Below are 3,777 nucleotides of genomic sequence, written 5' to 3' on the forward strand. Positions count from 1 at the left end.
CACCTTCCAGGCGCTCTCCGGCCAGCCGGTGCGGGTGAGCCTGTGGGATGAATCGGGCGAGGCCGCCATGGGCCATATCGAGCTGGCCCGCTGGGCGCAGCGGGTGATCGTGGCGCCGGCCTCGGCCGATTTCATCGCCCGCCTGGCGCATGGCATCGCCAACGACCTGCTCACCACCACCTGCCTTGCCACCGCGGCGCCGGTGTACGTGGCGCCAGCCATGAACCAGCAGATGTGGGCCAACGCCGCCGTGCAGGCCAACGTGAACACCATCACCTCGCGCGGCGTGCGCATGCTGGGGCCGGATGCCGGCGACCAGGCCTGCGGGGACATCGGCTCCGGCCGCATGCTCGAGCCACATGAACTTCGCGATGCGATCCTGGCGTCCTTCAGCGAAGGCGACCTCACCGGCAAGCACGTGGTGGTGAGCGCCGGACCTACCTACGAAGACATCGACCCGGTCCGCTTCATCGGCAACCGCAGTTCCGGCCGCATGGGTTTTGCCGTGGCCGCGGCAGCCCGCGAGGCCGGTGCGCGGGTCACCCTGGTGGCGGGGCCGGTGGGGTTGGGTACGCCCTGGGGCGTGGATCGGGTGGACGTGCGCAGCGCGCGCCAGATGCACGAGGCGGTGCTGGCCGCGGCATCGGGTGCCGACATCTATATCGGTGCCGCCGCCGTGGGTGATTACCGCCCGGCGCATCTGGCCGAGCACAAGCTGAAGAAGCTCGAAGGCAAGCCGCTGGTCCTGGACCTCACCGAGAACGACGACATCATTGCCGACCTCGCCAAACGGCCCGGCCGGCCCTTCCTGGTCGCCTTCGCCGCCGAGACGCAAGAACTTGCCGGATATGCGCAGGACAAGCTCACCCGCAAGGGCGTGGACATGGTGGCGGCCAACGAGGTGGGCGGCGGCCGTGGCTTCGAGGCCGCGGACAATGCCCTGAACGTCTATTGGCCTGGCGGCAGCCGGGCGCTGCCGCGGGCGCCGAAGACGGAGCTGGCCCGCGACCTGATGGCCCTGGTGGCCGACCACTACAAGAAGAAGGGATCCGCCGCTTGATCGATATCGAACTGAAGGTGCTGGACCCGCGCGTGGGTCATGACATTCCCTTGCCCACGCCCGCCACCGATGGCAGCGCCGGCATGGACCTCCGGGCCGCCGTGGACGGTCCGCTGGAGCTGGCCCCGGGCGCTTCGGCCCTGGTGCCCAGCGGTTTTGCCATCCACATCGGCGACCCGGGCTGGTGCGCTCTGATCGTCCCGCGCTCGGGCCTGGGCCACAAGCACGGCTTGGTCACGGGCAACTTGGTAGGTGTGATCGATGCCGACTACCAGGGCCCGCTGATGATCTCCTGCTGGAATAGATCGGCGATTCCGTACACCATCCACCCCGGGGACCGCATTGCCCAGCTTCTGCTGGTACCGGTGGGTCGCGCATCTTTGCGTGTCGTGGACTCTTTTGCGCCATCGCTGCGGGGCGAGGGCGGTTTTGGATCCACGGGCGTCGGCTAACAGCGGGATTGGGTTTGCGGGAGGGGAGGGGTGATGGCCAAGGCAAAGGGGAACAACACAGGTGGTGGTGGCGTGCTGCGCCTGTTGGTGGTGGCGGCGGCGACACTGCTGTTCCTCGGTGCCGGCTTTTCTGCCTGGCAGGGATGGCTGATAGCCAGTGAAGGCAGCGCCGCCGAAACCGTGCTGTCGGCCCAGGCATCGGCGGCCGAGGCGGTGACCCGCGCCGTGGCCGCCCAGCGCGAACAGGTGATGCAGGTGTTGCGCGATCCGCAACTCATCGCGCTCATCGACGACCATGCGGCGGCGGCGGCATCGATCCAGGCCCGCGTGCCGGGCGCCAGCCATGTGAGCGTGTTCGCCGGCAACCAGGACGATGTCCTGCACGCGAACTACCGGGAATTCGGCTACGGCAAGGCCGCCCAGCTGATGGCAGCATTGTCGGCGGGTGATATCGCGCCGGTGCAGACGACGAACCCTGATGGCCATCGCATGGTGACCATGGTGGCCGCCGTGCGCGATGCTGACCGCGTGCGTGGCTGGGTATGGCTGGAATTGCCCTTCGACGGCATCAACCAGGCTTTCGAATCGGCTGCACCGGGTTCCGGGCGCCTCGAACTTCGCCAGGGCCCGGACGGTCCCGACCTGATGCTGCTGGCCTCCGGGTCCACCGGCTCTGCGTCTGCCGGTCCTCCCGTGCGCATCCGTGGCAGCGCGTTCTGGATTGCCGCGAACATGCCGCGCGCCTACATCGTGCTGCCTCACCTGTGGCCGTTCGCCATGGCGCTGGCCTTGTTGTGCCTGGGCGGGGGCGTGGCCTTGCTGTGGCTGCCGCGTCGTGGCGGCGCTCCGACCAAGGCGGAGCTTTCCGAGCCCACCCTGGCCGAGGCGATGCGCGACCTTCCGCCCGAAGACGGCCCGACGCCGCCGCGGCGTGCCGTTGCCGCCGCCGCTGCTGCTGCTGCACCGTCGACATCGGCCGATGTCGCCATCGATCGCGATGTCTTCCGCGCGTACGACATCCGCGGCGTGGTCGGCAAGGGTTTGTCGGCGGATTTCGCCCGCCTGCTCGGCCGCGCCATCGGCAGCAGCATGCGCGAGCAGGGGTTGCATGAAATCGTCATCGGCCGCGATGGCCGGTTGTCGGGCCCGGAACTGGCCGGTGCGCTGGGCGAAGGCCTGCGCGCGGCCGGCGTGGACGTGATCGACGTCGGCGCCGTGCCGACGCCGGTGATCTACTACGCCGCCTTCCGCTTCAATACCGGTTGCTGTGTTTCGGTCACCGGCAGCCATAACCCGCCCGACTACAACGGCTTCAAGATCGTCGTCGGCGGTGAAACCCTGGCCGAAGAGGCCATCGTGGCGTTGCACGACCGCATGGTGGCGAAGCAGTTCTCCGATGCCGGCGGCGGCAACCTGCGCCAGATGGACATCTCCGACGACTACATCGACCGCATCACGTCCGACGTGCAGGCCGAGCGTCGCCTGAAGGTGGTGGTGGACTGCGGCAACGGCATTGCCGGCAACCTCGCCCCGCGCGTACTGGAGGGCATCGGTTGCGAGGTGGTGCCGCTGTACTGCGAAGTGGACGGCACCTTCCCCAGCCACCATCCCGATCCATCGGATCCGAAGAACCTGGAGGACCTCAAGATCGTCGTCGAGAAATACCAGGCCGATCTCGGCGTGGCCTTCGATGGCGATGGCGACCGCCTTGGCGTGGTCACCCGTGAGGGCGAGATCATCTATCCCGACCGCGTGCTGATGTTGTTCGCCCAGGATGTGCTGCAGCGACACCCGGGTGCCACCATCATCTATGACGTCAAATGCACCGGCCACCTGCGCAAGGTGATCCAGGAAGCCGCCGGCGTGCCGCTGATGTGGCGTACCGGCCACTCGCTGATCAAGGCCAAGATGCGCGAGACCGATGCGCAGCTTGCCGGCGAGATGAGCGGCCATTTCTTCTTCGCCGAACGCTGGTACGGGTTCGACGACGGCATCTACGCTGCGGCACGCCTGCTGGAGATCCTGTCCAGCGACGTGGAGGGCCGCACGGCCACGCAAGTGTTCGACACCTTGCCCAAGGGTGTGTCGACGCCCGAGCTGAAGGTGCCGATGGCCGAAGGCGCTCACCACCGATTCGTCGAAGCCTTCCGCGAGAAGGCCGACTTCGGGCCCGATGCGCGCCTGACTACCATCGATGGCGTGCGCGTCGACTGGAGCGACGGCTGGGGCCTGGTGCGGGCATCCAACACCACGCCGGTGCTGGTG

3 protein-coding genes are annotated in these 3,777 nt (G+C 68.0%); all 3 read left to right on the forward strand.

Annotated features, from left to right (window positions below):
* Positions 1–1,060, forward strand: a 1,060-nt coding sequence (coaBC, locus tag VK519_RS17260) for a bifunctional phosphopantothenoylcysteine decarboxylase/phosphopantothenate--cysteine ligase CoaBC (RefSeq protein ID WP_324351830.1), incomplete at its 5' end; no start/stop codon positions are given.
* Entirely contained in the window at positions 1,057–1,512 is a 456-nt protein-coding gene (dut, locus tag VK519_RS17265) for a dUTP diphosphatase (RefSeq protein ID WP_324351832.1), read from the forward strand. The genes coaBC and dut, both read left to right, overlap by 4 nt.
* Positions 1,513–1,545: 33 nt before the next feature.
* Positions 1,546–3,777: phosphomannomutase/phosphoglucomutase (locus VK519_RS17270; protein WP_324351833.1), on the forward strand; the 2,232-nt coding region annotated here is incomplete at its 3' end.

It is taken from the genome of Pinirhizobacter sp., assembly GCF_035317885.1.
In the GTDB taxonomy this organism is placed as follows: domain Bacteria; phylum Pseudomonadota; class Gammaproteobacteria; order Xanthomonadales; family Rhodanobacteraceae; genus Pinirhizobacter.